Consider the following 24,220-nt stretch of genomic DNA (forward strand, 5'->3'; position numbering starts at 1 on the left):
AAAATTCGAATTATGCCCATTTATTAAATCAATAATTAATTTAGTAAATCTTATAATTTCAACTTATTGTAAACTATTATTATTTACAATTAAAATACCCTACATTCTATTTAAAAATACCAATAAAAATCAAACAATAATCCATGTTAGACAATACAAATCAAGCACTTAGTGAAAATTCGAGCATTGCTATCTTTTAAGCCTTTAGTCTTATTTTTTTTATGAATATATGTTTTAATACCACCACTTTTTTTCATACTTAAATTTGAATGTAGTATCCCTTCATTCAGATTATTATTTGTACACAAAATTGTACATATTTTAGATAGGCCTCACCATGACCCAAGTGAACGCACCAGAATTCGTTCGTCATCCCAAGCTCATTGCATGGGTTGAAGAAATTGCTAAATTAACTAAACCTGCAAAAATTGAATGGTGTGACGGAAGCGAAGAAGAGAATCAACGTTATATCGACTTGATGATCGCTAACGGCACTATGCAAGCGTTGAACCAAGAAAAACATCCTGGTTCTTATTTAGCGAATTCTGATCCGTCTGACGTAGCGCGTGTTGAAGGTCGTACATACATCTGCTCTGAAAAACAAGAAGATGCTGGTGCGACAAACAACTGGGAAGCTCCTGCTGAGATGCGTACTCGCCTTAACGGTTTGTTTGATGGTGCAATGCAAGGACGTACCATGTACGTGGTTCCATTCTCTATGGGTCCATTAGGTTCTCACATTGCTCACATCGGTATCGAAATTACAGATTCTCCTTATGTTGCTGTAAGTATGCGTAAAATGGCTCGTATGGGTAAAGCTGTTTATGACGTACTGGGTACAGATGGCGACTATGTTCCTTGCGTACATACTGTTGGCGCTCCGCTGGCTGAAGGTCAAAAAGATGTTGCATGGCCTTGTAACCCAGAAAAATATATCGTGCATTATCCAGAAACGCGTGAGATCTGGTCTTACGGTTCAGGATACGGCGGTAACGCATTATTGGGTAAAAAATGCCTTGCTTTACGTATTGCATCATCTATGGGTCGTCAACAAGGCTGGTTAGCTGAACACATGTTGATCCTTGGTGTGACTAATCCACAAGGTGAGAAACACTATATTGCAGCAGCATTCCCATCTGCATGTGGTAAAACCAACTTTGCGATGTTGATTCCACCTGCAGGTTATGAAGGTTGGAAAATTGAAACTGTAGGTGACGATATTGCTTGGATCAAACCAGGTGAAGATGGTCGCTTATATGCAATCAACCCTGAAGCTGGTTTCTTTGGTGTCGCACCTGGTACAAACATCAAAACAAATCCAAACTGTATGGCGACACTTCACAAAGATGTCATCTATACAAACGTTGCTGTAACAGAAGATGGCGACGTATGGTGGGAAGGTTTAACCAAAGAAGCGCCTGCTAACTTGACCAACTGGAAAGGCCAACCGCATGTTGCTGGTGAAAAAGCAGCACATCCAAATGCGCGTTTCACCGTTGCAGCGGGTCAATGCCCTTCTATTGATGCTGACTGGGAAAATCCAGCTGGCGTACCAATTTCTGCGTTCATCTTCGGTGGTCGCCGTGCAGATACAGTACCTTTAATCTCAGAAGCTTTTGACTGGGTTGATGGTGTTTATAAAGCAGCAACGATGGGTTCTGAAACAACTGCAGCTGCAGTAGGTCAACAAGGTGTTGTACGCCGTGACCCATTTGCAATGCTTCCATTTGCTGGCTATAACATGGCTGACTATTTCTCTCATTGGTTAGAAATGGGTGAAGAAGTTGGTGCTAAAGCGAAAGCTGCAGGCAATAAACTTCCTGGCATTTATAACGTAAACTGGTTCCGTCGCGATGCTGAAGGCAACTTTGTATGGCCTGGTTTTGGTCAAAACATGCGTGTGCTTGAGTGGATCATTGACCGTTGTGAAGGTCGTGCTGAAGCAGTGGAAACACCAATTGGTTTTGTTCCAACCTATGAGCAATTGAACTGGACAGGTTCTGACTTCACTAAAGATCAATTTAATCTTGTGACTTCTCAAAACAAAGATCAATGGATCAAAGAGATTGAGAGCCACACTGAGTTATTTGATAAACTTGGTGAGCGCTTACCAGCTGCACTTAAAACTCGTCAAAATGAGCTTTTAGAGGCTGTTAAAAAATCTGCTTAATCGCTAAAAATTAAGTCATACAAAAAGACCGCTACATAGCGGTCTTTTTTGCTTAATGTGAACCAGTTCACTTTATCATTTAAGTATTTATTACAATTATGTAATAAAAATACAAATGATTACTGTTTCCATGTACAAAATTCATATTTTCTCTATAATTCAAACATTACTTTATTTTATTGATTTTTTTTAATCATGTTAGAAAATATTATTTATTCGGCAAAAGTTATTAGAGCCAAATTTGTCTCAGATAGACGTTATCTCACCAAAAGATTTATTGCTAAATTGGGTTATACTCCGAACTTTGATCAGCCTAAAAGTTTCAATGAAAAAGTCACCGCCAGAATGATCTATGAAAGAGCGCCCTTACATACGAAATTGGCGGATAAATTTGCTGTCCGCGAAATGCTTGCAGATAAAATTTGTTGTTCCCATTTTGTTCCATTAATTGGTGTATATAAGTGCTTTGAGGAAATTGACTTTAATCAACTTCCCAACAAGTTTGTTTTAAAATGCAATCATGACAGTGGCAGTGCGATTGTCTGTAATGATAAAGCGCAATTTGATATCAAAAAAGCGCAGCATAAACTCAATCACCACCTTAAACAAAATATGTATTTTAGAAAACGAGAATGGCATTACAAAGATATTGTTCCTCTAATTTTGGCCGAACAACATATTGATTTGTTTGTTGATCAAGACAATAAGCTGACCATTACAACATGCCGTGTTCATTGTTTTGAAGGTCAGCCTCGATATATTGAAGTCGATGTACAAGACAGCCAAGGCGTGGATTATTCAAATATGTATGACACATCTTGGGTGCTGCAACCCTTTACCGTTGATCTAAAAAGCAATACACCAAGCTGTTTAGCACGACCGCAAAAATTAAATAAAATGCTTCAGCTGTCAGAAGATCTTTGTTTTAAATATGGTTATAGCCGAATCGATTTCTTATTATCTCAAGACGATGTTTTCTTTAGTGAGATTACCTTAACCCCCAATGCAGGTCGTATGGTCATCACCCCAAGTGAGTGGGATGAAAAGTTAGGCGCTTTATGGCTGACTGACTAACTAAGCCAAGCAAAAAGATCGACGCGTTCGGTCTTTTTTGTGATTTAATGCAAACCATTCAATATCTAAAAATAAGTGCAATGACAGCAATTAAAAACATTACCACAGTTCAACCTTATCTAACCCTGTTACCTGACCACGAAGTCGTCTTCGCCCCTTCAAGTCTATTTCTAGCTCAGCATTTACTTCCACTTATTTCAATTGATTTATCTGCAATCAATCCAGCATGGCAAGGAAAAATTCATTTGCTCAATCCGATTGAACCTTATGAATGCTATATCGGAAGTGATACCACAGAATTTTCTGATGCATTTGCCAATGAAAATTGGTTTATTATGCAATTAAATCAACAAAATCAATATGAATGGTTAGCAAACAAAAGATATTTTGCTTTAGAGAATCCTGATTGCGAGGCCGATCTAAAAACCCATCATAAAGAAATGCATGAAGATTACTTGCAGCTTAAACAGCGCTTTGCTGAAACTGGAAAAGTCATTTCAACATCACGCATTGAATATCAAAATGATTCTGCAACAACCCTGCTTGACCAATTAGGGGGTGAATGTGGCGGTGGAAACTGGACTTATCCAATTGATGAACATTTTGATTTACGCTACATCAACGCAGACCGCGATGATCAAGAAGTTCATATTTATGACCGTGATGGCAAGCGTTATTATTTTATTGCAGCTGTTGCTGGCTGGGAATATTGTTCACATGGGGCAGATTGGATTTTAATGTACTACCAACCTGAAACCCGACGCGTTTTATATACCTTTGATTGGTCATAACGTACCTTGTGCAAAGCTATATATTTTCCACTTTTGCTTAGGCAACATCTTTCTGTAAGCGGCGTTCATGCAATTCAAGCAAATATTCATCCAATGCTTGAATTTCAGCTTCGGTAAATTTTAAATATAACTTGCTACGGCGCTTTAAAATATCCTGACTGGTGATCGCCCACTCTTGGTCAACCAAATAATCGACCTCTTGGGCATATAAACCATGGCCAAAATCTTGACCAAGTTCATGAACAGATGTCGAATGATTTAAAAATTTCCATGTATAAGTTCCATAGGCATGTGTCCAACGGCTTGCAGTTTCATGATCAAGCCCTTTGATTTTATTTTGAATTTCTAAAACCAATCCATCAACAGAAACCAAATTCTCAGCACCCGGCAGTAAGGATTTTTCAGTCCAAGCTTTCCCAGCGTTAGGGAAAAATTTCTGCAAATGCTCCATGGCAGACTCAGCCAAGCGTCGATAGGTGGTTAACTTCCCACCAAACACAGAAAGTAAGGGCGCATCATTCTCATGGTCTTGTGATAAAGCCAAAGTATAGTCACGGGTGATTGCGGCTGGATTATCAGACTCATCATCACACAATGGGCGCACCCCTGAGAATGTCTGAATAATATCAGCTTGAGTCAGTTGCACTTTAAAATGATCATTGGATACATCAAGCAGATAATCAATCTCTTGCTGACTAATTTCAACATTATTCGGATCTGCTAAATATTCACGGTCTGTTGTACCAATCATGGTGTATTGATTGAGATAAGGAATTGCAAACACGATACGTTGATCATCATTTTGCATAATAAAGGCTTTATCACCGTCATATATTTTCGGCACAATAATATGACTGCCCTGAATTAGACGAATCCCATATTGCGATTTTAACTGAAGCTCTTGTTTAATGAATTGTGCAACCCAAGGCCCCGCAGCATTGACCAAAGCCTTCGCTTGTATCTGATAAATACTCTGCTCATTTTCAAACTGGATATTCCATAAACCATGTTCACGCTGTGCTGAAATACAGCGTGTTTGCGTAACCACGGTGGCATTTTTTTCACGTGCTTGCATCGCATTTAGAATCACTAAGCGTGAATCATCTACAGCACAATCTGAGTATTCAAATCCGCGTGTGATCTCTGTTTTTAGTGGGCTAGTATAAGGATCAAATTCAACCAAATGTGAACCTGCAAGCTTCTCTCTTTTGCCCAAATGGTCATATAAAAACAGCCCCGTACGAATCAGCCAAGCAGGACGCAAATGAGGTTGATGTGGCATGATAAAACGCATAGGACGAATGATATGTGGTGCTTTTGCAAGTAATACTTCTCGCTCAGCTAAGGCTTCTCGCACTAAACGAAATTCTTTATGTTCCAAATAACGCAGACCACCATGGATCAACTTACTGCTTGCAGATGAGGTATGGCTGGCTAAATCATCTTTTTCACACAAGAACACTGATAAACCACGCCCAGCAGCATCATTGGCAATACCAACACCATTTATTCCACCACCAATTACAGCAATATCATAGTAAGTTTGTTGCTCATTGATTTGTGTCATAAACGCCACCACCTTTGATCATTTGCATATATTCACAATCATTTTTGAAAATATATTTTCGTTTGTTTTCATTTAAGAAAATAATAGATAGTTTTTTAATCAATGTCTATCAAAAAATGATCAATTTCACGTTTATCATATTTTCACTATGGGTTTTAAAATTAGCTTAAACCACAGTTAAAGCCACTTCTGCTGCATGAATTTGTTTTAAATAATTTTCAGTGGGCACTTTATTGGTAAAAAGCCGATCTATTTCAGAAAGATGGCCTAAGCGCATCATTGCATGACGACCAAACTTGCTCTCATCTGCTGCTAAAAATACCTGCCGAGCACCTAAAATAATTTCTTGTGAGACAGACACTTCTTGAAAATCGAAATCAAGCATCGTTCCATCTTCATCAATGCCACTGATACCAATCAGGGCATAATCAACTTTAAACTGTTTAAAAAATTCAGAAGTGGCTTGCCCAATCACACCACCATCAGGGCGCACTTTCCCGCTGGCAATCAATACTTCAAAATCATCATTCATACTTAAAATTTTCGCCACATTTAAGTTATTGGTGATCACTTTTAAACCGCGATGTTGTAATAAAGCATGGGCAATAGCTTCGGTTGTTGTACCAATATTGATAAACAAAGATGCATGGTCTGGAACTGCGTTTGCAACAGCTGTTGCAATGCGCTGTTTTGCCGCTAAATTATGGCTGATCCGTTGGCTATACGCGGTATTGGTGACGCTTGAGTCTGCCGCAGCGCCGCCATGATAACGACGTAATAGTCCGGCATCTGCCAATTGATTGATATCCCGCCGTACAGTTTGTGGGGTAACTGCAAAATGCTGTGCAATCTCATCAATACTGACATAGCCCCGAGCCTTAACCAATGCTAATGTTTGCTGTTGTCGAATCATCAAGTCCATAGATGTGAAACCTTATTGTTTTATTTTCAAAAATGAACATTTAGCGACTATAAATAGCATGACTGCTTACTGTACGACTAGATTAAATTTTTAAATTCATCCAATTCAGCTTATTAAATTGTGTACATTTCATACATTTAGATGCAAGAAAACATGCTTTAACTTTAAGCTAAATTCTTATAATTTATAAAATATTTCAAATTAAACGCCTGTTTTAAAAAAATTATTCATTTATTTCTAGCATTTCTCATTCTAGATCAACAATAAACCCTCAACACAGCTAAGACCAAAGTCTAATAAGGTCTGCTTTCATTCAAGCGTATAACGAGCATTGTAATTATTTGTATCTCCCTCGTCATACTGACTGAAATTCTCTCTGTTTGATTTTTCTGCTTTGATTTTCATCCAAAATGAAAGTTAAACAGGCTGTATTTTGCATATTCTTTTGGAGAATTGCCTTGTCCAATTCATCTCCTCAAGTTGCCACTTCGCAACTTGATAGAAAAACTCGTTTCAAATCTATACTTGGTGGTTCAGCTGGTAATTTAGTCGAATGGTATGATTGGTATGTCTATGCTGCATTTACCCTCTATTTTGCACCTGTGTTCTTTCCTGAAGGTAATGAAACGGTCAAACTTCTCCAAGCTGCTGCAGTTTTTGCTTTAGGCTTTTTAATGCGTCCAATCGGCGCATGGATCATGGGCGTTTATGCTGACCGTAAAGGCCGTAAAGCGGGTTTAACACTTTCTGTTTCATTGATGTGTGTTGGCTCATTAATCATTGCTTGTGCGCCATCTTATGATTCAGTCGGAATGTTTGCTCCTGCACTACTTTTATTTGCACGCTTATTACAAGGTTTAAGTGTTGGTGGTGAGTATGGCTCAAGTGCCACCTATTTAACTGAAATGGCGGGTAAAAATCACCGCGGCTTTTTCTCAAGTTTCCAATATGTCACCCTGATTTCAGGTCAATTACTTGCACTCTGTGTGCTGATTATCCTGCAACATAATCTTTCTGAAGAAGCCTTACATGCATGGGGATGGCGTGTTCCCTTCTTTATCGGTGCGTTGCTTGCAATTGTTGTGTTCTGGATTCGTCGTGGTCTCGTTGAAACAGAATCATCTAAACAAGCGCAACAACAAGCTAAAAATGGTGGTGAAACATCTGGTGCTTTGGCCTTATTCACCAAGTATCCTAAACAAGCATTTACAGTCATTATGCTGACTGCCGGCGGTACCTTAGCCTTCAATACATTTACGACTTATTTACAAAAATATTTAGTCAACACTTCGGGCTTTGAAAAAACCACCGCAACTGAAATTACCACAGCCGCAATCTTTATTTTTATGTTGATTCAACCTGCAGTCGGTGCACTTTCAGACAAAATTGGTCGTAAACCGATTATGATCACTTTTGGTGTACTCGGTGTGCTATTTACCATTCCTATTTTCAATGGTTTAGGCTCGACAACGGATCCTAAAACAGCTTTCTTCTTATGTATGAGTGGTATGGTCATTGTGACTGGATATACAGCCATTAACGCGGTTGTAAAAGCTGAATTATTTCCACCGCATATTCGCGCTTTAGGTGTTGCCTTACCTTATGCACTTGCCAACACTGTATTTGGTGGTACGGCTGAATTAGTTGCACTAAGCTTTAAAAATGCTGGGCATGAAAACTATTTCTTCTATTACATTACCTTCATGATCGGTTTATCTCTAATCACCTATGTATTTATGAAAGATACCAAAAAACATAGCCTGATTACAGATGATTAATTCACAATAAACTTTGCAATCTAATTCATTTAAAACAGCTTTTTTATTCACATGAAAAAGCTGTTTTATTTAAGCAATTCACTTATCGTGAAAATTGCAAAGCTATGGCATACTAAAAATAATTCAAAAAGCTAGGACTTTAAAAGATGAAAAAAATCACTTATGCAGGTTTAGGATTAATCGTTTTAGCTTTATCTGCATGTCAAACAACCCCTCGTCAATACAATGGCGTAACAGGTTATCAAATTGAAAATCAAACAGCAGATAGTGCAACCCTTGCGTATACCCTTTCAGGTCGTGCAGATCGCGATTTGGATGCGGATAAATTACAGCGCGCATGTCAAAAAGTGTTGGGTGCAAACAAAAACTATAAAATTTCTGTATTAAGTACCAATGAAATTATCAATCCGCAAACAGCAAAAGATCAGGCTGGCGTTCAACTTGGGCATAGCCGTACATCTTTTGGGCTTTCCAACACACCAAGTCTAAATAATAGTGAAGATTATGCAACACGCCAAGCCTTAGATACCCGTCCAAGCACTTTACATGTGGTACGTTATACCTGTTCTTGATTTAGCTATGTGTATCGCAGAATAAAATAAGACGCTGTCATAGCGTCTTATAAAAACTCACATTTCTAAACTCTTTAGCTTCATCTAAATCAGGCCAAGTGGTTGCACTTCGTTCATCCAATTTTTGGTAATTCGGATGACTAAAGTTTTTCACTCGGCTATCTGCCACCCATACTTCTGGTGCAAATTTTAAAAACTCATCCAAGAAGAACCGGTTAGATTGATCATATAAAACATCTGCAGCCAATAAGACATCAACCTGTTCTGCTTTATATAAATCATCAAGATATTCAAGCTCTACATCATTAAGCAAAGCATTTTCACGACAAGCATCCAAACTTATTGGGTCGATATCACAACAGATGACACGTTTTGCACCTGCCATTTTGGCTGCAATTGCAACGACGCCTGATCCCGCACCAAAATCCAGCACCACTTTATCTTTTACATGCTGTGGCTCTGCAATCAGCCATTGTGCCATTGCTAAACCTGAAGCCCAGCAAAAAATCCAATACGGTGTATCATTCCAAATACGGCGAATCACCTCATCATCCAAACGATCTGTTGGAAAAACAGGTGGAATCAACCATAACGAAATTGGGCTTTCAGGCAACTGCTGTGCCAATAATTCACATTGAGGAATCACTTCATGCAAAGCCTCAATTAAATGTTGTGGGGCTTTAGGAAATTGATAAGTACAGCTCATGCAAAATATGACCCAAATTATTATTTTGATATTGAGGAAATACAGCTTCTTCCTCATATTCGATAGACAGTAACATCATGTGCTAAGGTTCAAGACGATACTTCTTGTTAAGTCTCAGATACTGCTACTTAAAAGTAGATCTTAAACACGTTAAGCCAATGACCATTAAACTAATGACAATATTGCCTACTTTTACTGAAAAATAAACATTGCTGTGTAAATGTAGGCTGAATTTAAGCACAGTGAATGCATGGCTTTCACTGTGCCCAGAATAAAACAGGACTTAAACTAACGCTTTTTCAGCAGCTTCCACAGTTTGACGAATCAACGTTGTGATCGTCATCGGACCTACACCACCTGGAACTGGTGTATAAGCTGAAGCGACATCTTCAATACCGACCAATTGGATATCACCCACACCACCACCGTCACGAGGATGGAATCCAGCATCAACCACAACAGCACCTTGCTTAATCCAGTCTTTTTGGATTAATTCAGCTTTACCGACTGCACCAACAACAATATCAGCCTGTTTTACCAATTCAGCAAGATTTTGTGTACGAGAATGACAGATTGTCACTGTTGCATTGGCTTGAAGTAGCATCATTGCCATCGGCTTACCTAAAATAGCCGAACGCCCCACCACAACTGCATGCTTGCCAGCGATTTCAATCTTGTTTTCTTGAAGAATCGTCATGATACCTGCAGGTGTTGCCGAACCATAAGCAGCCTCACCCATTGCCATACGACCAAAACCCAAGCAAGTTACCCCATCTACATCTTTTTCAAGTGAAATGGCATCAAAGCAAGCACGTTCATCAATTTGTTCAGGCACAGGATGTTGGAGCAAAATACCGTGAACATCAGGATTGGCATTTAATTTTTCAATTTCAGCCAATAATTGTTCAGTTGTGGTTTCCTTACCTAACTCTACTTTTAAAGAATCCATACCAACACGACGGCAAGCATTTCCTTTCATGCGTACATACGTCGCAGATGCACCATCATCACCCACTAAAATAGTCGCTAAAATTGGGGTACGACCTGTTTTTGCTTTTATAGCTTCAACACGAGTCAACAAGTCTGCTTCAATTTGTTTCGCTAATGCGCGACCATCCAATACCAATGCCACGGCACATCTCCAAAGTAGATATGAATCAATTTTGCAAATAATACATGATTATTTAGACAATTTTCTTTCATATGCTGAATTTATGTGCATATGCATGAATTATAGTATTGTTTTTTTTTCAAAGATTGCTAATATGTGCATCACCAAGACATGGCGGGGTGGCAGAGTGGTCATGCAGCGGACTGCAACTCCGTGTACGCCGGTTCGATTCCGACCTCCGCCTCCAATCTTGTAAAGCCCGAGTGGTGAAATCGGTAGACACAGGGGATTTAAAATCCCCCGCCCACAAAGCGTGCCAGTTCGAGTCTGGCCTCGGGCACCATTTTAATTCTTGTTAAAATGGTGCAATAAAGAACCCAGCGATAAGCTGGTTTTTTTATGCCTAAAATTTTATATTGTTTTTTATGTTAATATCCAAAGTGAAATTTAGATAAGCGAAGCCTATATGATTCAAAACAAGCAAGTTTCCCTCTATTTAAATCAATTACAACAACAATACCCACAAGCATTTAAGCGCAACTTTCTATTTTATAGTCAAATTAAAACCAAAGGGCTTTTAGATGAAGCAAAGGAATTTATTCCTTGGATTTTGTCGATTATGATTTTTTGCAGCATCTATTTTAGTTTAGGTCAGTATATTGCAAATCATTTTCCTCAATTCGATAGCTTTCAAGCCAATGGCATTGCCGCTTTAGCGATTATGTTATTTTTTATGATTATTGTTCCGATCATTATCAAACAAATAAAACACAGTTCGACACATTTATACCAACAACTCAATAATATTCCGCTTAAGCTTGCGGTACTGATCGTCCTGCAAGCCCTCAATCTTTATTTTATAGAAAGCACCCTACTGCAAGGTCTGTTATTTTTCTTTGCAATGAGCTTTGGTTTTGTTAAATTTTATAAAGAAAATTTATTTAGAGATAGCACCAAAGACACTGAATATTACCAATTACAACAGATTCGAAAAAGCTGTTTATGGGCTTATAAACAAGCCAAGAAAGCCAAATTCAAAATGCGATTCTTAGCCAAAGATTCTGAGAAATATCAATTTTATCAAAAGCGCTTAGTCACCTTTTTAGAATTACATTTAGAACTATTAAAATATGAAAATGAAATGTGTAAAACCTATAAATATGAAGATTTAGATGCCTATATGGACAGTATGATGTAATCCATCTATAGCATTAAAAAAGCCGAGTGATCTAAACTCGGCTTTTTAGGCTTGAAAATTTATGCACTTTTCTGAACAGTCTTTACATCAACCAAATTGTTATTTAAAACCACTTGATGGGCACGAGCCGTATCCACCGTATAGGTTTTTTCCTTGATGCTATTTACGAAGACCCAATCCGCTTGTACCTGTTGTGCTGTAAAGCTCACTTTTAAGTACCCTCGCTGATTTAAATTGGTGTAATTCAATTCATCAATGAGTGTGGTGAAGGCCATTTCAAATTGTTGTAACTGTGCCAAAGGAATACTTAAATACTTTTCCATCCCTGGTGACGAGACCGAACTGGTTGCCAATTCCACCCCAACAAAATCACCCGCTTGAGTATGCAAGTCAGCAGACCATGCATTATGGGTATCCCCCGCCAACACCACAACTTTCTTATTTAATGTTTTAAGTGTGCCATATAAAATTTCACGTTCTGCATAGTAGCCATCCCAAGCATCTAAATTATAGGGTGCAACTGTGGTTACACGGGCTTTTTCTGCAGCGGTTAATGTTGGATCACCACTTTTCAAACGAACTTTTAAAGTAACTAACTCAATGATCTGCTGATTCATTTTTGCCAAAGTTTCGGCGGTAACATTTCCACTGGTAATTGCAGATAAAGACAATAGCAATTCAGCAGGGATTAACATTTTTGCCATCAACACTTGCTGTCCCAACACATTCCAAGTCGCTGTAGATTGTGCCAGCTTCTTTTGTAGCCACTCACGCTGGGTATAACCCATCAGTGTACGGGTAGTACTGGTTAAATCTGTCTGGAACTTAGCGATATCTAAACCAGAAGCCGTCATATAATTGGCATAATCAAGTTGCTTGTCACGTGCCAAAATACGGGTATCTAACATGGTCAATTGTACCAATGAACCAAAGTCAAATTGACGATAAATATTTAAGTGATCTGTTGCAGATACAGGACGAATCGGCATCCATTCAAAATAGGCCTGTAAAGCCGCCAATTTACGGTCTAAGAAATTGCCCTCATTGGCTTGATGGTTCTCTGCACCGTCTTTCCATGCGTCATTTGCCAGTTCATGGTCGTCCCAAATCACGATAAAAGGATGACGTGCATGTGCGGCCTGTAAATCGCTGTCAGTATGGTAAAGCGCATAACGCTTACGGTAATCATCCAACTTGATAATTTCTTTATCATTGTCAGCAGCGAGTGTACGACCCAGCTTTACCGCCTCTTCTGTGGCATATCCATCTTTACCATATTCATAGATGTAATCTCCCAAATGGATGATCGCATCGACCTCTTGTTTTGCCATTTCCTTATATACATAAAAATAGCCAGCAGGATAGTTTGAACATGAACACACCGCAAACTGCACCGAACTGGTGGTTTCAGGTAATGTTTTGGTACGCCCTACTGGCGAAATCACCGAACCAAATTTAAAACGATAATAATAAGTTTGCCCAGACTTAAGCTTGTCTGCATCAACTTTAACGGTAAAATCCTGAGCTGATGCTGTTTGTACTTTTCCAGTATTGATCACTTGAGTAAATTTATCGTCTGTGGCAATTTCCCAAACCACTTCTAAACGCAAAGACGTATCCTGCGGCGTAATACGTGTCCACAAAATCACACGGTCTTTTAATGGGTCGCCACTGGCAACACCATGTAAAAATTCAACTTTTGTAGTAGGAGATGTTGAGTCGTTGTTATCACTCCCACAAGCAGTCAACGACACTGGTATAGATAATGCCCCAAAACTGGCTAATGACTTTTGAATAAGTTCACGGCGTGAAATTGAGTTTGGCATTGAAGTTGGTTTCCTCTAAGTTTTTTTATCCAATCAATTTAAAGGCTTAATATTTCGCTTTAATCTCAAATTGATGAAAAAATCATGACAAAATACCCATTCAACAGCTTAAAATGCTTTATTTTCAAACATAAGCACATGAATTGATTGAAAAGAAAGCAAATCGACATAAATACGCTTGCCAAGAGAAAAACTGTCCTTTATTATTGCGCACATGCCCGAGTGGTGAAATCGGTAGACACAGGGGATTTAAAATCCCCCGCCCACAAAGCGTGCCAGTTCGAGTCTGGCCTCGGGCACCATTTTAAGCCTTATTAAAATGGTGCAATAAAGAACCCAGCGATAAGCTGGTTTTTTTATGCCTAAAATTTATAAATCATCCATAAATCGCCAATTTATAAATAACGCAAAGTTCAATACATCTTGCTAAAAAGCGTGATAGCTCAACTATATTTTTCTGGTCATTTTTCATTAAAAAACTTATAATATATTAAATTTACATTAATTATTAATATTTTCATAAACTTAATTAAACCAACACCATGTCTGAAATTACTACTGAAACTCAAAAAGCCGCCCCTATATTTCCCCGAATATTCGCATTTATCATCGACTGTATTACCGTCGGCGTAGCCTGTTTAGTGACGGGCAAAATACTCTACCCATATTTTGAAAGTTCTCCTTTTATTTTCCAATGTATAGGCACGCTCCTCTGTCTATTTTATTTTGCTGCTTTTAACAGCCAGATAGGTAATGGTAAAACCATTGGGAAAATCCTGGGTAAAATTAGAGTAAAAGACTTAAATGGTGCTTCAATTCCATTTATGCATTCTCTGGTTAGATCAAGTATCTTTATTATTCCATTTTGCTTTGCAGGTTATTTACAAACATATTCAACTCAGCATTTTTTACTCAGTCTGCTTGTGGCATTTTTTCAAAGTATCGTCTTTGCCTGTTTCTACTTGGCTATTTTTAATGGAAATAGCCAACAATCTCTGCACGATCTACTCAGTGAAACTCAAATCCTCAGAAACGCTCAATCCAATATTCCACGCCAATCTGTATGGAACATTCATTACTACATCATTGCGCTGTTAACCATTGTGATTTTTTCTGTCAATTTATGGAATTATTCCCAAAGCAAAACAATGTCAGCCAATAATTTTAGTTTGATCTCTGATGACATTAAAAATGCTCAAGTTGAAAGTCGCCATACCTTCATTGGAGAGGCTGAATCCACAAATCAGGTTTTAATTTTAAATGTGAATCAGCCAGATTATCTCGATGACCTTGATCGTGCTGAAACATTGCTAGAAAAGATTAATCAACAACACGCTGAGGTGTTAACGCAATACAACATCAATCAGGTGCAATTTAACTTTTCTTATCAATTTGGCTTGGCTAAATTATCAAAAACAACGCTTTATGATTATAAAAAGACGCCTAAAATTAGTTTAAGTTATATTGGGGATAGTACAGGGATGAACCTTGGTTTTTAAACAAGACCAAGTCTCGCTGTTAAAGTTTAAATCTTGTAGATAAAAAAAGACCACGTTTTTGGAAACGTGGTCTATAAAAATGGTGGCTATGACGGGACTTGAACCTGTGACCCCCGCATTATGAGTGCGGTGCTCTAACCAACTGAGCTACATAGCCTAAAACTGTGCGCGCATTATCTGCTGTAAACAATGTTACGTCAAGCACTAATTAAAATAAAATTCATCGAAGTGAGCCGATAAGCCGGGTTCTGTCTAGAACGATCATTCCTCTAGGCGCATGATCACTCATACGCTCAAGCGACCTACCCGGATCCAGCATGGGCCATGCCTATAGGATCCCTATTTGGTCTTGCTTCCGGTGGGGTTTACCATGCCATGAACTGTTACCAGCCATGCGGTGCGCTCTTACCGTACCCTTTCACCCTTACCTTCCATTTCTCCGAAAAGAAACGATATTGAAGGCGGTCTACTCTCTGCTGCACTTTCCGTCGGTTCACACCGCCCAGGCGTTACCTGGCACCTTGCCCTATGAAGCCCGGACTTTCCTCCCCTGCTTCAATCACGGAGATCTCCACAGCAGCGATCGTCTGGCTCTCTTCGGGGCGTATCCTAACAAATTTCTCGGCTAATTGCTTGCGCTTTTTTGAGCAATTAGTTTTTTATACTTTTCCATCAAGTCGTCTTGGCTCTCTACATGGTTCGGATCGAGCGGAATACAGTCGACAGGACAGAAAAGCGCACACTGTGGCTGATCAAAATGCCCGACGCATTCTGTACATAGGTTAGGATGGATTTCATAAATCTCCTCCCCCATAAAAATGGCATCATTTGGACATACAGGCTCGCATACATCACAATTGATACATTCATCAGTGATAATTAAAGACACGCTACCAACCTTGTTGATGTTTACGATGGAAGGCTTCGACAACGCATTGAGGAACAAACTTTGCCACATCGCCTTTCAATCGTGCTATTTCTCGAACCATCGTCGAAGAAATAAATGAAAATTGCTCTGATGGTGTTAAAAATACTGTTTCAAAATCATGATCAAGCTGACGATTCATATTCGCAAGCTGAAATTCATATTCAAAATCTGAAACAGCTCTTAAGCCACGTAACACTGCTGTAGCATGTTGTTCACGTGCAAAATTTACCAATAACCCATCAAAACCGACAAACTCAACATTGGGTAAATGTTTGAGTGATATCTTTGCTAACTCTACACGCTCTTCCAAACTAAAGACTGGATTTTTATGATGCCCAATTGCAATTGCGACCACAACTTCATCAAACATTCGTGAAGCACGTGCGACTAAATCAACATGGCCATTGGTAATTGGATCAAAAGTTCCTGGATAGATGACACGAGTTTTAGACATCCATTTGTACTCTAGTTTGTTATGTAGGGTTATAGTTTAACAAAAACTTAAATATTAGCGAATAACCTCTTTTGATTTAGCTTTGGCTTTAATTGTGAAATGACTTCACCTGAAGCCAAGTTTGAGGCAAAATAAGGCTATTCTTGGAATATTTGTATTATGTCGAAAAACATTGTCGTTAAAAAAAATAATAGTGGGACGATTGCACAAAATAAACGTGCACGCCACGATTATTTTATTGAAGAAAAATTTGAAGCTGGGCTTTCGTTACAAGGTTGGGAAGTCAAGTCATTACGTGCTGGGCGAATGACCATTACTGAAAGCTATATCACCTTTAAAAATAATGAAGCATTTCTCTTCGGTGCTCAAATTCAACCTTTACTTTCAGCATCTACTCACGTAGTCCCTGAAGCGACACGTACCCGTAAACTGTTGCTATCGCGCCGTGAGCTTGAAAAGTTACTTGGTGCTGTCAATCAAAAAGGCTATACCTGCGTACCTTTGGCGTGTTACTGGAAAGGTCATTTGGCTAAACTTGAGATTGCTTTGGTAAAAGGTAAACAGTTACATGACAAACGTGCCACTGAAAAAGATCGCGATTGGCAGCGTGATAAATCACGAATCATGCATAAATAATTTATTTGATATACGAAAAACCTCCGAAATGGAGGTTTTTTCTTTTAGACATCTTTTTAACAGAATTTTAACGATCCATAGCAGTTTGGAGCAAAGTCTTGATTTTTAAGTTGTAGATCTTTTAATGGGAAGTTTACTGATGTATTAGGTAAATTAATATTTCCAATTTCTAATGAACTACCAAATAGACAATCCAAAGCTTGACAAGATGGTACTGCGGTCGTTGACAAAGCCGTACTTAATGGACCGATCACTTGTCTTAATACATCATTAGTAATATCAATACGTTTTGATGGTGTAACATTCCCAATGTCGACAGGATCTTCAAATGCCATCCACCAGCCTCTTTGAGCAGTTACTTCTGCATTTGGCCACCATACATTTTGACTTTGTAGAGATAATGAAAAAGGATTATTTAATGGAATTTTATGGATATAACCTAGATTTTGACTAATAGACAAATTGGCCATCAGCCCAGTAATATTACCGTTTACTTGTTTTTCTAAGTTTAAAGTCCCGAGTAGAGGAACCCTCACCCCAGCCTTTAGACGTCCTCCAAAATTCAACCGATCAATATTAGCTTTACCTGTTAAATTGACATTCGTTTGTCGTTTACCATTTATAGTCGTAGCATCAATTTGAATTGGCGCTGTTGTACTCTCCAAATTTAAATTGTAATCATTTGAAGAAAGCGGTAATCGCCCACAAAATAGAAAAACACATATATCCACATTTCCAGTCACAGGCATTTGGGTATCTGCATAACTCATTCCACGACTATTTGTATATCCCATTCCTGTAGTTGCTTTCGTCTTTAAAAAGCCACTGAGAGAGTTAATACCGTTCGGTGTGTCTGAGTTTTCAGTACCTGCTGTCAACATTCCCAAAACTTTTTCAGCACTTAAACGTAGGCCAACAACCTCTCTTGTCGATGCAGAATTGGGATCCTTTATCGCAAACTCTACAAATGGATTGGTTAATTTTGCACTTGAACCCACACGCCCTTCACGCGTATCAGCCAAACCTGAAAGACTCAGATTATCAATATCAATGTCGCAACCGCCAGCCCCGTTTACCCCACCACAACCGAGCTGTAACTTTTTAATGTTGGCATTCAATTCAAGCTCGGCCTCTAGTCCAAGTTTATAAAAACCAACACCTTGCCCCTGCATCTTATTGACTGAGTCATTTGGCGCAATATAACCCAAGCTCATCAGTGCCTGACCATGAACATCGGAAAGCTCAGAGTCATTCAATTGAGTTAAACTCTCCAAGTATAGAGAATTTGCAAAACATTGCATTGAAGAAAACAATCCAGCATAAATTACGACATTTTTTATGACTTTAATGATTTTCTTATCAATCATCCTATTATAGTTGATATCCATATCAGCTTATCTCATTTTATTATGAATAAAAAATATACTAAAATACAAATAAAGCAAATAGAAAAGTGAATTAAATATCTCAATACTATAACAATTATGCAAACTAAGATTACTTTCTCAATGATTATAAAGACTTTTTATTTATATTTTCTTATGTAACTAATTTTAATTATTATATATTTATACTTAATAGTCATACAATCTACTTTTCAGTACCTCGTGTGCTTTTCAAGTCACTTGAGTGAGTTATTGCAAGTCGTGATGATTGGCACAGTGATAAAGCTCAATCCTATATAAGAAAAAAACCTCCATCAGGAGGCTTTCTTTTATCTCAAAGATCTAACAGAATTTTAGATTACCATAGCAGTTAGGCGCAAAATTTTGAGTTGCTAATGGTAAATCCTTAATTGGGAAATACAGTGGTTTTGCCGATGATAAATTAATTTCACCAATATTCAAACCAAGAGCTAGACATCCAATAACTAACTGACAAGTCGGTGGATTGTTTGTCAAATAATTGCTAATACTAGGTACAACTTGTTTAAGAATATCATTGGTTACATCAATCTGATTTTTTGGTACAACTTTACCAATATCAATTTCATCTTCTATAGCTAACCACCATCCGCGATCCGCAGTATATTCAGCTCCAGGCCAGTGAACCTGAGTCGACTGTAGTGATAAAGAGAAAGGGTTGTTTAAAGGGAATTTATGAATATACCCCAGATTTTCATCGATATCCAAATCAGCCCGTAAGCCTGAGATATATCCGTTTGAATTAATACTCAAAGGAATCAATGAAACAAATGGTAGATTTACCCTTGCATTAATATTTCCGCCAAAGTTTAAATTATCGATCAACGCAGTGCCTGTTAGTTTTGCAGAAGTTAAACGCGTTCCTGTTAAGGTTGTTGCATTAATCAATAAATTCGCCCTGGTTGATTGCAACTGTAAATTATAGTCATTTGTAGTAAAAGTTGGTGCAATAATAGCTATTCTAATTCGACCATTAATAGCCATTCCGGTATCGTTAATCCTCATCGCCCTTGGAGCAGTGAATCCCGTTCCTGTGGTCGCCTTAATTTTAATTGCACCACTTAAACTATTTATTCCATTGGGTAAATCAGAGTTCTCTATTCCTGTGGTTAATAAGCCTAAAACTTTTTCAGCACTTAAACGCAAACCAACCACTTCTCGTGTTGACGCAGAATTGGGGTTTTTTATCGCAAATTCTACAAAGGGATTGGTTAGTTTTGCACTTGAACCTACACGTCCTTCGCGGGTATCTGCTATACCTGAAAGACTCAGATTATCAATATCAATGTCGCAGCCGCCTGCCCCATTTACCCCACCACAACCCAGTTGTAATTTTTTAATATTGGCATTTAGGTCAAGCTCAGCTTCAAGTCCAAGTTTATAGAATCCAACATCTTGCCCTTGCATGTTATTGATTGAGTCATTTGGGGCAATATAACTCAAGCTCATCAGTGCCTGACCACTCACATCCGAAAGTTTAGAATCATTTAATTGAATTAAACTCTCAGAATGTAAAGTGCTTGCAAAACCATGGGTTGAAGAAAACAATCCAGTACAAATGAAAGCTAGTTTTGCAATTTTAATGATTTTCTTATTAATCTCTCGATTTTTTTTGATATCCATACCATCTTCTCAGATCTTATTATGAATAAAAAATATACTAAGTGTTAAGTAAAGAAAATAACACTTCGTCGTAAATATTTATATTTTATAATTTTTATAAAATTAATATCGTTCTTACAATGATTCTAAAGGATTTTTTTGCTTATATTACTTTATGTAACTAATTTTAACAATTGTATATTTTTACTTAACAATACCACAATAATCCGTCCAAAGCAGATCATAAGCCACCAGTGCATAATACCTTTTCATAAATGCAAAAAATGATCATATTGATTGAATCATATTGGTATTTAAAATTGCTTCTCCCGCTGGGAGAAGGCTAGGATAAGGGGCTTTTATATTGATCTATAGTTTAAAAATGGCTTATCAAAGAAGCCTATTATAAAAGTTTTTATTTATTCTATTTTCCATTCTTTTATAGAATACCACTGAACAACTACGGGGTAATTTTATTTAATAGTAACGCAATATACTCTCCAAACCATGTTGCGGTTTGCAAGTCACCAGAGGGTGGTGTAATTTCAACAGGTGCATTATCTGATTGTGTCATTAATCCCAAATAACCCGCCATACGGTTTAAATCTGTGGGTTTAACACCTGTAGGCATTAAAGGGAGTCCAGACCATAACATGCCATGCTGCATTGCAAAGATATTAATCTGTTGCAGTACAGATAACTTATCGCCACTTAAACCACCTGAGTTGGTAAATGCGGCAGCTAGTTTGCCCTGCCAATCACGATTTTTCCAACGTTTAGATGTAGAGTCCATAAACATTTTAAATGGACCTGTAACACTTCCCATATAGGTCGGTGAGCCAAAAATTATGGCATTCGCTTGATCTAAAATATCCCAATCAATATGCTCAATATCCATTTGATGAACAGTTACACCGATCTTCTCTGCACCTTGTGCAATATAATTCGCAACTTTTGCAGTATGACCAAATGGACTGTGGTAAACGATCGCGATAGATTTAGCAGATAAAGACATATCAATTGAAAACAAACAAATTTGGTCAAGTTTAACACCAATTCATTTTTAAACAATTCTTGTAATGTTTAGAAAACCTATGACATAACACTTAAAACAACGATAAATCTATTTAAAAATAAAGATTTAATTCCGAATAAATACAAAAGTAGCCATACGCCCTGTTTTTGCATGACGACGATAAGAATAGAAATCCTGATCTTGACGATAAGAACACTGATCTCCTCCTGTAATCGTATTCACTCCATGTTGTTTAAGAATATAACGTGCAATCGCATACAAATCCGCATAATGCTTACCTGCTTGCTCACTCTCTATAAATGCAGTGTCTAGTTCAGCATATTTAGAACAAAAAGCAGCTTTCACTTCCGTGCCAATTTCAAAACAAGGCTGGCTAATTGCTGCACCCAACCAAGCCCAAGTAGGTGGGGATTTCATATTGGCAATGGTACTTTCAATTATTCCCCCTGCTAAACCGCGCCAACCTGCATGTAGGTTGGCAACCTCAGTACCTGCGGCATTACCTAAAACAACGGGTAGGCAATCAGCGGTCATCATCATCAAGGCATGCCCCTGAGTCTGTGTGACCAAACCATCACCCTCCAATGCGCTAAAAGTCATTTCTTCATTGATGGTATGACATATTGTGCTGTGGGTTTGCGTCATCCATGTAATTTTACTGACACCCAATTCGGCAAATTCATCCAATAAAATCATACGGTGTTGTTGTACCCGTTGAGGATCGTCATTTACATGCAAAGCCAAATTAAAACCTTCAAGCTCAGGCTGTACAGATGGCAAAGCCTTTGGATGATATATATGAGTCTGACCTGCATATACACCTTGAGGTAATCCTTGAACAAATAGCATATGACTCATTTCCTCTTCAAATCATTTTCACGACTCAATAACTATAACAAATTTACTCAATCCAAAACCAATCTTCTCGTCCATTTTGTTGATTAACAAAACTAAACATTTCAACTTAATATAGTGTTGTTTTTTTAATCAAATTCATTAATATTAATTAAAACTTAAAAATAAGGATAAACCATGAAAAAATTAAAGCTTGCTGTTTTATTGAGTTTGAGTGTTATCAGCACGCAAGGATTTGCACTCTGTCGTTATGATTTGGAAGGATTCTTATCTGATCAATACAATCCTGTAGCACAAAAATTTCCTACGGTATCAGGTCAAAAAGTTTCATATAAAATTCTAAATACAACAAGTCCAATCACGTATTCTGCGAATCATAGTACATTGGAAATGACGAATAATACGATTACTGAAGGAGGATTAACATTACCTCAATCAGGCGTTATTGGCCTTGAATTCAATACAGAAATTATTCCAACTGAATTAACAAACGATAGAAAAGAAACTAAAAATTATGGAATATTTGTCCAAGACAAAGATAAGAATATGCATTCAATATTCATCACCTATGCCAATAACACAGCATTAAGCTCTCAAGAGAATAAAAAGAATGTAGTATTTATACTAATAGCTTCAACTCATCCAGACACTAAACAAACAGAAACTCTTTATGGTTATGGAATACCGATTGAGGGCATGCCACAACAAAATATTGGTGTTTACTTTAATCAAAATACCAATCAAATTGGACTGATTGTAAATAAAAACAACTTAGGTTATGTCGCAACTTTACTGTCGAAACCTAAAGATTTCACAGTAGCCCCACAAGTCAATTTTGAGGGTTTTGAAGCCAACTCTCCATACCTAAATAAAACCATGTCATTAGAATTAGTCACGGATAAATCAAAATTTACCAATACTTTCCCTACAGGAACAAAAGATGCTTGTGGTAACTAAATCATTGTATAAAACTGCTCTCATTGAGCAGTTTTATCATGTAAATCAATTAATAGGCTTTGTTTTCAGAGCGTAAAACTTCAACCAACTCAACGAAATCATCTGACCATGGTGCTTCAAACATCATTTCTTCTTGTGTACGTGGGTGAACTAGGCCTAATTTAGAGGCATGTAAAGCTTGGCGTTTAAAGTTACGCAATGCACTGCTCAACTTTTCAGAAGCACCTGCTGGCACTTTAACTCGGCTAACATAGACTGGATCACCCACCAATGGATAACCTATATAGGTGAAATGAATCCGGATTTGATGAGTACGCCCTGTTTCAAGTTGTGCCTGTACACGAGTGAAATGCTGAAAACGTTCTTTAACATTGTAATGCGTCACAGCATCACGACCACCCGGTAAAATAGCCATTTTTACACGATCTACAGGATGACGTTTAATCGGTTCATCAATCGTTCCACCCGCAATAATATGACCATAACAAATCAAGTCATATACACGGTAAACTGTTTTTTTAGCCAATTGTTTACTTAAAGAAAATTGCGCTTCTAAATTTTTAGCAACAACCAATAAACCGCTGGTATCTTTATCAATACGATGTACTAAACCTGCACGGGTTAATTCGGCAGATTTTGGATAATGATAAAGCAAGGCGTTCACCAAAGTACCATTTGGATTACCCGCACCAGGATGAACAACCATACCGACAGGTTTATTGATGACCATAATATCGTCATCTTCATAAACAATGTTTAAAGGGATATTTTCAGGTTGTGCAGACGTTTGTGCTTCCAATTCAACATCTAAACATAGAAGTTCATTGCCTTCGCATTTATACTTAGGCTTGACAATGTTACCATTTACCAACAAATGACCTTCTTTCATCCACTGCTTGAGTTTTTCACGAGAAAACTCGTTCCAAACCAGTGCTGCGACTTGGTCAATACGTTGCCCTAAATAGCTTTCATCCAGTTGAAATTGCAACGATAAACGTGTTGCAGTCGGCGCAGAATTATGATTATCTGCATCCTCAGAATCTTCAAGTAAATTGAAATCATTTTCTGGGAAATTAGAATTAGAAGAGTGTGCTGAAGTCATTTGCTCATTCGG

Annotated in this window: 21 protein-coding genes, 4 tRNA genes and 1 other RNA gene; 12 read left to right on the forward strand and 14 right to left on the reverse strand. The window is 37.9% G+C overall.

Annotated features, from left to right (window positions below; all coding sequences use genetic code 11):
* The first annotated feature begins 337 nt into the window (after positions 1-337).
* From F981_RS13615 to F981_RS13625, 3 genes are all read left to right on the forward strand, one after another.
* Complete coding sequence (locus F981_RS13615) at positions 338-2,170, forward strand: phosphoenolpyruvate carboxykinase (GTP) (RefSeq protein ID WP_004722449.1); 1,833 nt, start codon at positions 338-340, stop codon at positions 2,168-2,170.
* Between the two features lie 195 nt (positions 2,171-2,365).
* Positions 2,366-3,244, forward strand: a complete 879-nt coding sequence (locus tag F981_RS13620; protein ID WP_004722451.1) for an ATP-grasp fold amidoligase family protein — start codon at positions 2,366-2,368, stop codon at positions 3,242-3,244.
* Between the two features lie 47 nt (positions 3,245-3,291).
* A complete protein-coding gene (locus tag F981_RS13625; RefSeq protein WP_004722454.1) occupies positions 3,292-4,035 on the forward strand; it encodes a hypothetical protein in 744 nt (247 codons plus the stop codon).
* Positions 4,036-4,072: 37 nt separating this feature from the next.
* On the opposite strand, the gene glpD is transcribed toward F981_RS13625, so the two are convergent.
* Together glpD and F981_RS13635 are read right to left on the reverse strand one after the other, a co-directional pair.
* Positions 4,073-5,602 carry a glycerol-3-phosphate dehydrogenase gene (gene glpD / locus F981_RS13630; protein WP_004722455.1) on the reverse strand — a complete coding sequence of 510 codons (1,530 nt, stop codon included), beginning with the start codon at positions 5,600-5,602 and terminating at the stop codon, positions 4,073-4,075.
* Positions 5,603-5,768: 166 nt separating this feature from the next.
* Positions 5,769-6,524 carry a DeoR/GlpR family DNA-binding transcription regulator gene (locus F981_RS13635; RefSeq protein ID WP_004722458.1) on the reverse strand — a complete coding sequence of 252 codons (756 nt, stop codon included), beginning with the start codon at positions 6,522-6,524 and terminating at the stop codon, positions 5,769-5,771.
* Between the two features lie 458 nt (positions 6,525-6,982).
* On the opposite strand from F981_RS13635, the gene F981_RS13640 reads away from it, so the two are divergent.
* Together F981_RS13640 and F981_RS13645 are read left to right on the forward strand one after the other, a co-directional pair.
* Entirely contained in the window at positions 6,983-8,302 is a 1,320-nt protein-coding gene (locus F981_RS13640; RefSeq protein WP_004722459.1) for an MFS transporter, read from the forward strand.
* 146 nt (positions 8,303-8,448) lie between these two features.
* Positions 8,449-8,874, forward strand: coding sequence for a hypothetical protein (locus F981_RS13645; RefSeq protein ID WP_004722461.1), 426 nt, complete (start codon positions 8,449-8,451; stop codon positions 8,872-8,874).
* Positions 8,875-8,911: 37 nt separating this feature from the next.
* Here F981_RS13645 and F981_RS13650 read toward each other — a convergent pair whose 3' ends face one another.
* Both F981_RS13650 and folD read right to left on the reverse strand, forming a co-directional pair.
* Positions 8,912-9,580: a class I SAM-dependent methyltransferase gene (locus tag F981_RS13650; protein ID WP_004722463.1), complete on the reverse strand. Its 669-nt coding sequence runs from the start codon at positions 9,578-9,580 to the stop codon at positions 8,912-8,914.
* 283 nt (positions 9,581-9,863) lie between these two features.
* Positions 9,864-10,712 carry a bifunctional methylenetetrahydrofolate dehydrogenase/methenyltetrahydrofolate cyclohydrolase FolD gene (gene folD / locus F981_RS13655; protein ID WP_004722464.1) on the reverse strand — a complete coding sequence of 283 codons (849 nt, stop codon included), beginning with the start codon at positions 10,710-10,712 and terminating at the stop codon, positions 9,864-9,866.
* A 152-nt stretch (positions 10,713-10,864) separates the two neighbouring features.
* On the opposite strand from folD, the gene F981_RS13660 reads away from it, so the two are divergent.
* From F981_RS13660 to F981_RS13670, 3 genes are all read left to right on the forward strand, one after another.
* Positions 10,865-10,938, forward strand: a tRNA-Cys gene (locus F981_RS13660).
* Positions 10,939-10,948: 10 nt separating this feature from the next.
* Positions 10,949-11,034: transfer RNA gene (locus F981_RS13665), tRNA-Leu, on the forward strand.
* A 123-nt stretch (positions 11,035-11,157) separates the two neighbouring features.
* On the forward strand, positions 11,158-11,889 hold the full coding sequence (locus F981_RS13670) for a hypothetical protein (RefSeq protein WP_004722467.1): 732 nt from the start codon (positions 11,158-11,160) through the stop codon (positions 11,887-11,889).
* 59 nt (positions 11,890-11,948) lie between these two features.
* Here the strand turns inward: F981_RS13670 and F981_RS13675 are convergent, their stop codons facing one another.
* Complete coding sequence (locus tag F981_RS13675) at positions 11,949-13,715, reverse strand: alkaline phosphatase D family protein (protein WP_004722468.1); 1,767 nt, start codon at positions 13,713-13,715, stop codon at positions 11,949-11,951.
* A gap of 216 nt (positions 13,716-13,931) precedes the next feature.
* Here F981_RS13675 and F981_RS13680 point away from each other — a divergent pair.
* Together F981_RS13680 and F981_RS13685 are read left to right on the forward strand one after the other, a co-directional pair.
* Positions 13,932-14,017: transfer RNA gene (locus F981_RS13680), tRNA-Leu, on the forward strand.
* Between the two features lie 240 nt (positions 14,018-14,257).
* Positions 14,258-15,214, forward strand: a complete 957-nt coding sequence (locus tag F981_RS13685; RefSeq protein WP_004722471.1) for an RDD family protein — start codon at positions 14,258-14,260, stop codon at positions 15,212-15,214.
* A gap of 80 nt (positions 15,215-15,294) precedes the next feature.
* Here the strand turns inward: F981_RS13685 and F981_RS13690 are convergent.
* From F981_RS13690 to coaD, 4 genes are all read right to left on the reverse strand, one after another.
* Positions 15,295-15,371, reverse strand: a tRNA-Met gene (locus F981_RS13690).
* A gap of 64 nt (positions 15,372-15,435) precedes the next feature.
* An RNA gene (gene rnpB / locus F981_RS23120) (RNase P RNA component class A) lies at positions 15,436-15,813 on the reverse strand.
* A 26-nt stretch (positions 15,814-15,839) separates the two neighbouring features.
* A complete protein-coding gene (locus F981_RS13695; RefSeq protein ID WP_004722473.1) occupies positions 15,840-16,103 on the reverse strand; it encodes a YfhL family 4Fe-4S dicluster ferredoxin in 264 nt (87 codons plus the stop codon).
* A gap of 1 nt (position 16,104) precedes the next feature.
* Positions 16,105-16,596 carry a pantetheine-phosphate adenylyltransferase gene (gene coaD, locus F981_RS13700; protein ID WP_004722475.1) on the reverse strand — a complete coding sequence of 164 codons (492 nt, stop codon included), beginning with the start codon at positions 16,594-16,596 and terminating at the stop codon, positions 16,105-16,107.
* A gap of 159 nt (positions 16,597-16,755) precedes the next feature.
* Between coaD and smpB the strand changes: the two genes are divergently transcribed.
* Positions 16,756-17,232, forward strand: a complete 477-nt coding sequence (smpB, locus tag F981_RS13705; protein WP_004722477.1) for an SsrA-binding protein SmpB — start codon at positions 16,756-16,758, stop codon at positions 17,230-17,232.
* A gap of 56 nt (positions 17,233-17,288) precedes the next feature.
* Here the strand turns inward: smpB and F981_RS13710 are convergent, their stop codons facing one another.
* From F981_RS13710 to pgeF, 4 genes are all read right to left on the reverse strand, one after another.
* Positions 17,289-18,620, reverse strand: a complete 1,332-nt coding sequence (locus F981_RS13710) for a hypothetical protein (RefSeq protein WP_004722478.1) — start codon at positions 18,618-18,620, stop codon at positions 17,289-17,291.
* 339 nt (positions 18,621-18,959) lie between these two features.
* Positions 18,960-20,279, reverse strand: coding sequence for a hypothetical protein (locus F981_RS13715; protein WP_004722479.1), 1,320 nt, complete (start codon positions 20,277-20,279; stop codon positions 18,960-18,962).
* Between the two features lie 439 nt (positions 20,280-20,718).
* The gene (locus tag F981_RS13720) at positions 20,719-21,273 is read right to left on the reverse strand and encodes a flavodoxin family protein (protein ID WP_004722480.1); all 555 of its coding nucleotides are present in this window, start codon (positions 21,271-21,273) and stop codon (positions 20,719-20,721) included.
* 126 nt (positions 21,274-21,399) lie between these two features.
* On the reverse strand, positions 21,400-22,143 hold the full coding sequence (gene pgeF / locus F981_RS13725) for a peptidoglycan editing factor PgeF (RefSeq protein WP_004722481.1): 744 nt from the start codon (positions 22,141-22,143) through the stop codon (positions 21,400-21,402).
* Between the two features lie 183 nt (positions 22,144-22,326).
* Here pgeF and F981_RS13730 point away from each other — a divergent pair, with 183 nt between their 5' ends.
* The gene (locus F981_RS13730) at positions 22,327-23,106 is read left to right on the forward strand and encodes a DUF4882 family protein (RefSeq protein WP_004722482.1); all 780 of its coding nucleotides are present in this window, start codon (positions 22,327-22,329) and stop codon (positions 23,104-23,106) included.
* 49 nt (positions 23,107-23,155) lie between these two features.
* Here the strand turns inward: F981_RS13730 and rluD are convergent, their stop codons facing one another.
* Complete coding sequence (gene rluD, locus F981_RS13735) at positions 23,156-24,208, reverse strand: 23S rRNA pseudouridine(1911/1915/1917) synthase RluD (protein ID WP_004722483.1); 1,053 nt, start codon at positions 24,206-24,208, stop codon at positions 23,156-23,158.
* Between the last annotated feature and the right edge of the window lie 12 nt (positions 24,209-24,220).

The sequence above is a fragment of the Acinetobacter guillouiae CIP 63.46 genome (assembly GCF_000368145.1).
Classification (GTDB): domain Bacteria; phylum Pseudomonadota; class Gammaproteobacteria; order Pseudomonadales; family Moraxellaceae; genus Acinetobacter; species Acinetobacter guillouiae.